The 4657-nt window shown below is 67.8% G+C and carries 4 protein-coding genes and 1 pseudogene; 2 read left to right on the top strand and 3 right to left on the bottom strand.

All coding sequences use genetic code 11. The annotated features are described in order from the left end of the window. From Q2100_RS29760 to Q2100_RS29750, 3 genes and pseudogenes are all read right to left on the bottom strand, one after another. Positions 1-242, bottom strand: a pseudogene (locus Q2100_RS29760) (PadR family transcriptional regulator); the annotation flags it as partial. Positions 243-348: 106 nt separating this feature from the next. Further along, positions 349-1902, bottom strand: coding sequence for an NCS1 family nucleobase:cation symporter-1 (locus Q2100_RS29755; RefSeq protein ID WP_302916915.1), 1554 nt, complete (start codon positions 1900-1902; stop codon positions 349-351). A gap of 127 nt (positions 1903-2029) precedes the next feature. Further along, positions 2030-2461, bottom strand: coding sequence for an ester cyclase (locus tag Q2100_RS29750; protein WP_264013194.1), 432 nt, complete (start codon positions 2459-2461; stop codon positions 2030-2032). A gap of 180 nt (positions 2462-2641) precedes the next feature. Here Q2100_RS29750 and Q2100_RS29745 point away from each other — a divergent pair, with 180 nt between their 5' ends. After that, positions 2642-3958, top strand: coding sequence for a carotenoid oxygenase family protein (locus Q2100_RS29745; RefSeq protein WP_302916914.1), 1317 nt, complete (start codon positions 2642-2644; stop codon positions 3956-3958). Between the two features lie 47 nt (positions 3959-4005). Next, positions 4006-4657: SMI1/KNR4 family protein (locus Q2100_RS29740; protein ID WP_302916913.1), on the top strand; the 652-nt coding region annotated here is incomplete at its 3' end.

Below are 4657 nucleotides of genomic sequence, written 5' to 3'. Positions count from 1 at the left end.
GGACCGAAGCCGAAGCCGGGACCGAAGCCCGGGCCGAAGCCGGGGCCGAAACCCGGACCGAAGCCGCGGTCGCCGCGGCCGTGCTCACGGATGTGGTCGCGGAACTCGCGGCGGGCCGCTCGCCGCCGCTCGTGCAGGACTCGCCGGTCCTCGGGGCTGAAGCCGAAGCCGAAGCCGGCCGGACCGAAACCGCCGGGCTGCCCGCCGAACGGGCTGTCTTGAGGGGTGAATGGGGTGTTCATGGTGTGTTTCCTTCGTTTGCGAGGAAGCACGATGTGCGCTTCCGATACGTTGACGATATATCGGAAACTATCGAGATGCAACGTTGGGTCGTTGCGGACCCGGTTCCTACGAGATCAGCGTCGCTCCCTCGGCGACCCGCAGCGCCGTCATCCGCCACGGCCCACGCATGGCGAGCACGTAGTAGATCGCGAACGCCACGCCGCATCCGATGAACCAGCTGTACTGGGCGGCCCCGGCCATGCCGAACACCTTGCCGCCGAGCAGCACGGGGATCATCGCCAGGACCGCGCCGACCAGCGTTGCGGCCACCGCCACCGGGTTGTAGCCCTTGCTGTACCAGTAGTTCGCGGTCTTCGACATGGTGAACAGGGCGTCGACGACGATCTTCTGCTTGCGCACCAGGTAGAAGTCGGCGATGAGCACGCCGAACAGCGGGCCGATGAACGCGCCGAGCGTCTCCAGCGTGTAGTGGATGACCTCGGGATTGCTGTAGAGGTTCCACGGCGTCAGCAGCACCGAACCGACGGCGGCGATCATGCCGCCCATCCGCCAGCTGATCTTCTGCGGGCTGACGTTCGAGAAGTCGAAGGCAGGCGAGATGAAGTTGGCGACGATGTTGATGCCGATGGTGGCGATCGAAAAGGTCAACGCGCCCAACACGATTGCGGTCACGCTGTCGATCCGGGCGACGGTGGCCACCGGGTCGGTGAGCAGTTCGCCGAACACCGGCACCGTCGCCGCCGCCGTGACGACGACCAGCAGCGAGAACACCAGGAAGTTGACCGGCAGCCCGAGGAAGTTGCCCTTCTTGACGGCCTGGAAGCTCTTGCCGTAGCGGGCGAAGTCACCGAAGTTCAGCATCGGGCCGGAGAAGTACGACACCACCAGCGCGATCGCGCCGGCCATCACGACCAGCGTATTGCCCTGCTTCTCGCCGCCGAGCGACAGGCTGACGTGCCAGCCCGACTTCCACAGCAGGTAACCGCACAGGATGAACATCACGACGTAGACCGCGGGTCCGCAGAAGTCGATGAACTTGCGGATCGACTCCATGCCGCGCCAGAACACCGCGGCCTGCACCACCCACAGCAGCATGAAGCTGCACCAGCCCAGCAGGGACAGGCCGGTGAAGCCGTACTGGTCGACGTCGGCGTACGGGGCGAGGCCGGGAAAGAGCTTGAGCAGCACGACGTCCAGCGCGGCCGAGGCCAGATAGGTCTGGATGCCGTACCAGGCGACGGCGATCAGGCCGCGGATGATCGCCGGGATGTTGGCGCCGAGCACACCGAAGGAGCTGCGGCACACCACCGGATACGGAACACCGGCCTGCTGACTGGGTTTCGCGACCAGGTTGCACAGCACGTTGACGATCACGATGCCGACCAGCAGCGCGATCAGCACCTGCCAGCTCGCCAGGCCGAGGGCGAACAGGCTGCCCGCCGTGACGTATCCACCAACGCTGTGCACGTCCGACATCCAGAACGCGAAGATGTTGTACGACGACCACGACTGCTTGGCCAGCGGTGCGAGATCCTCGTTGGTCAACCGGGGGTCGTAGTGGTCCTTGATCAGACCGCCGCCGACGGGATGCCCCGAAGCCTCGACGATGTCGCCGGCGCCAATCACGGCGCCGGGCGGTAGGTCTCGGGTGTCAGTCATGTCCGCTCCCTGCATGAAGTCCGGGCGAATTCGATGCAGGAAAGCTAGCGACGCGATGTTTCACCGCCGTTGCGCGCAGAATATTTTCTCGCGGCCGGCGGCTCGCGGCCTACGGGTTGTAGTGCGGTCAGCTCTCGATGTGTGCGCCGAGCTGATGCACCAGTGAGAAAAGGTTCGCCACACCCCAGTGCTCGACGATCCTGCCGTCGCGCACCCGCATCGCGTCCACGGTCTCGAACGCCACGGTGCGTCCGGTCGGGGCGATGTCGAACAGCGGTCCCCGGTGCGTGCCGTGGTAGGTCTTGTAGGTGGTGACGATGTCGCCTTCGACGGTCTGCCAATGGATCTCGGGCCGGAAGTCGGGGAACGCGTCGCGCAGCCTGCGGTACAGCACGAGCACGCCGGCCTTGTCGGGCGTGGTCCCGGGCTGCGGGGTGCGATCGACGAAGTCGTCGGCGAACAGCTCGTCGAAGAGCGCGAAGTCGCCCTGCCCCTGCACCACTTCGGTGTTCCGGCGGACCACCGCCATCATGGCCTTCTGTTCCTCGGTACGGCTCATCGCTGCGGTGTCCTCTCGTGGGAGTGTTCGCGACGACATTGTGCCGCGAGGCGGCGGCCGCCGCGGCACGTCAATCTACCGAGATCACTCTCCTGCCCACCGGGCGGGCGATCTGAGGCGCATGATCGGACCGGAGGGTTGTTTCGCGCCCCCTCCGGACGCCGGCTGACAGGAGCGCACATGACCGACACCGCCGACACCTCGGCTCTGTCCGATACCGACCAGTTCTTCCTCCGGGGGAACTACGCGCCCGTCCCGGACGAACTCACCGCCTTCGACCTTCCCGTGGAGGGCGCCATCCCGGCCGACCTGTGCGGCTGGTACCTGCGCAACGGGCCGAATCCGCGGCAACCCACCGGCCACTGGTTCACCGGCGACGGGATGATCCACGGCGTCCGCATCGAGAACGGCCGGGTCGCCTGGTACCGCAACCGGTGGGTGCGCACCGACAGCTTCGAGAACGACTTCCCGGTGTTCAACGACGACGGCACCCGCAACCTCCATTCGAGCGTCGCCAACACCCACGTCGTCAACCACGCAGGCAAGACGCTGGCGCTGGTCGAATCGTCGCTGCCGTACGAGATCTCGAACGACCTGCAGACCATCGGCGCGTACGACTTCGGCGGCAGGCTCAACGACTCGATGACCGCGCATCCCAAAATCTGCCCGGCCACCGGGGAGCTGCACTTCTTCGGCTACGGCAGCCTCCTCGCCCCGCACGTCACCTATCACCGTGCCGACGCCGACGGTGTCCTGACCGTGAACCGCCCGGTCGACGTCCCGGCGCTGACGATGATGCACGACTTCGCGCTGACCGCCGAGCACGTCGTGTTCATGGACCTGCCGGTGGTGTTCGACCTCGACATCGCGATCAAGGGCGACATGCCGTTCCGCTGGGACGACGCCTACGGAGCGCGCTTCGGTGTGCTGCGGCGCGACGACCCGTTCGGAACGGTGCGCTGGTTCGACATCGATCCCTGCTACGTGTTCCACGTCGTCAACAGCTACGACGAGGGCGACTCGCTCGTCCTGCAGGCGGTGCGCTACCCCAGCCTGTGGCGCGGCAGCGGTGCGTCCGACCCCGACGGTGTGCTGTGGAGCTGGACGCTGGACCTCGCCACGGGCACCGTGTCCGAACGCCCCCTCGACGACCGCGGGGTCGAGTTCCCGAGGATCGACGACCGGCTGGCCACCCTGCCCGCGCGGTACACGGTGACCGTCGCCGACCACAGCCTGCTGCGCTACGACCTGACCACCGGTGCGGCCGTCGAGCACTCCTTCGGCGACGGCGGACCCGGCGAGGCGGTGTTCGTGCCGTCCACCGGCGCTGTGGACGAGAGCAACGGCTACTACCTGGCCTACGTCTACGATCCCGTGCGCGACGGCAGTGACCTGGTGATCCTGGACGCCGCCGACTTCGCGGCCGCACCGGTCGCGAAGATCGCGTTGCCGCAACGTGTTCCGTACGGCTTCCACGGCAATTGGATCGCCGGCTGAGGAAACTGCCGCATCGGGGGCTCTCCCGGCGGCCATAAGCTCACCTGGTGAGCGAGATCGGGCGGGCGGCGGCCAGGGTGCTGGCCGACAGCGGGCAGGTGACCATCGCGCCGGGCCTCACCGACGCCGAGATCAGCGCCGTGGAGGCTCGCTTCGGTTTCGAATTCGACGACGACCACCGCGCCTTCCTGGCCGCCGGCCTGCCCACCGGCCGCGGGTGGCCGGACTGGCGCAGTGACGACACGGCGCTGATCTTCCATGTCGGTTGGCCGGCCCGCGATCTGCTGCGCGCGGTCAAGGAGGACGGGTTCTGGGGTGTCGCCTGGGGTGAGCGACCGGACTCCGGGGACCTGGCGATGCACGTGGCGAGCCGGATGCTCGGCACGGCGCCGCGGATGGTGCCCGTGTTCCGGCAGTGCTACCTGCCCGCAGGCAGGGGCGGGACCGCTACGCCGGTGTGGCTGCTCGACGGCGCCGACGTGTCCCACGCGGGAAACGACCTGCGCGACTTCATCACCCGCCTGTGTGGCGGCCCGGCGGAACCGGTGGAAGCCGCAGTGCCACTGGCATTCTGGAGCGATCTGCTGCCCGGTGCGGAGATGCCGGCGCCCGAGTACCCGGACCTCGGGGCGCCGCCGTTCGAACCCGATCCCGCGGTCGAGGCGCCTGCGGCCGTGCGGCCGCCCGCCGACCCGGCCG

The organism is Mycolicibacterium arseniciresistens (assembly GCF_030519285.1).
Classification (GTDB): Bacteria; Actinomycetota; Actinomycetes; order Mycobacteriales; family Mycobacteriaceae; genus Mycobacterium; species Mycobacterium arseniciresistens.
This window is presented reverse-complemented; position numbering and strand designations above follow the sequence as displayed.

Coding starts and splice junctions, on each gene's coding strand:
- Q2100_RS29755 (WP_302916915.1), bottom strand. CDS start 1,902: ATGACTGACACCCGAGACCTACCGCCCGGCGCCGTGATTGGCGCCGGC.
- Q2100_RS29750 (WP_264013194.1), bottom strand. CDS start 2,461: ATGAGCCGTACCGAGGAACAGAAGGCCATGATGGCGGTGGTCCGCCGG.
- Q2100_RS29745 (WP_302916914.1), top strand. CDS start 2,642: ATGACCGACACCGCCGACACCTCGGCTCTGTCCGATACCGACCAGTTC.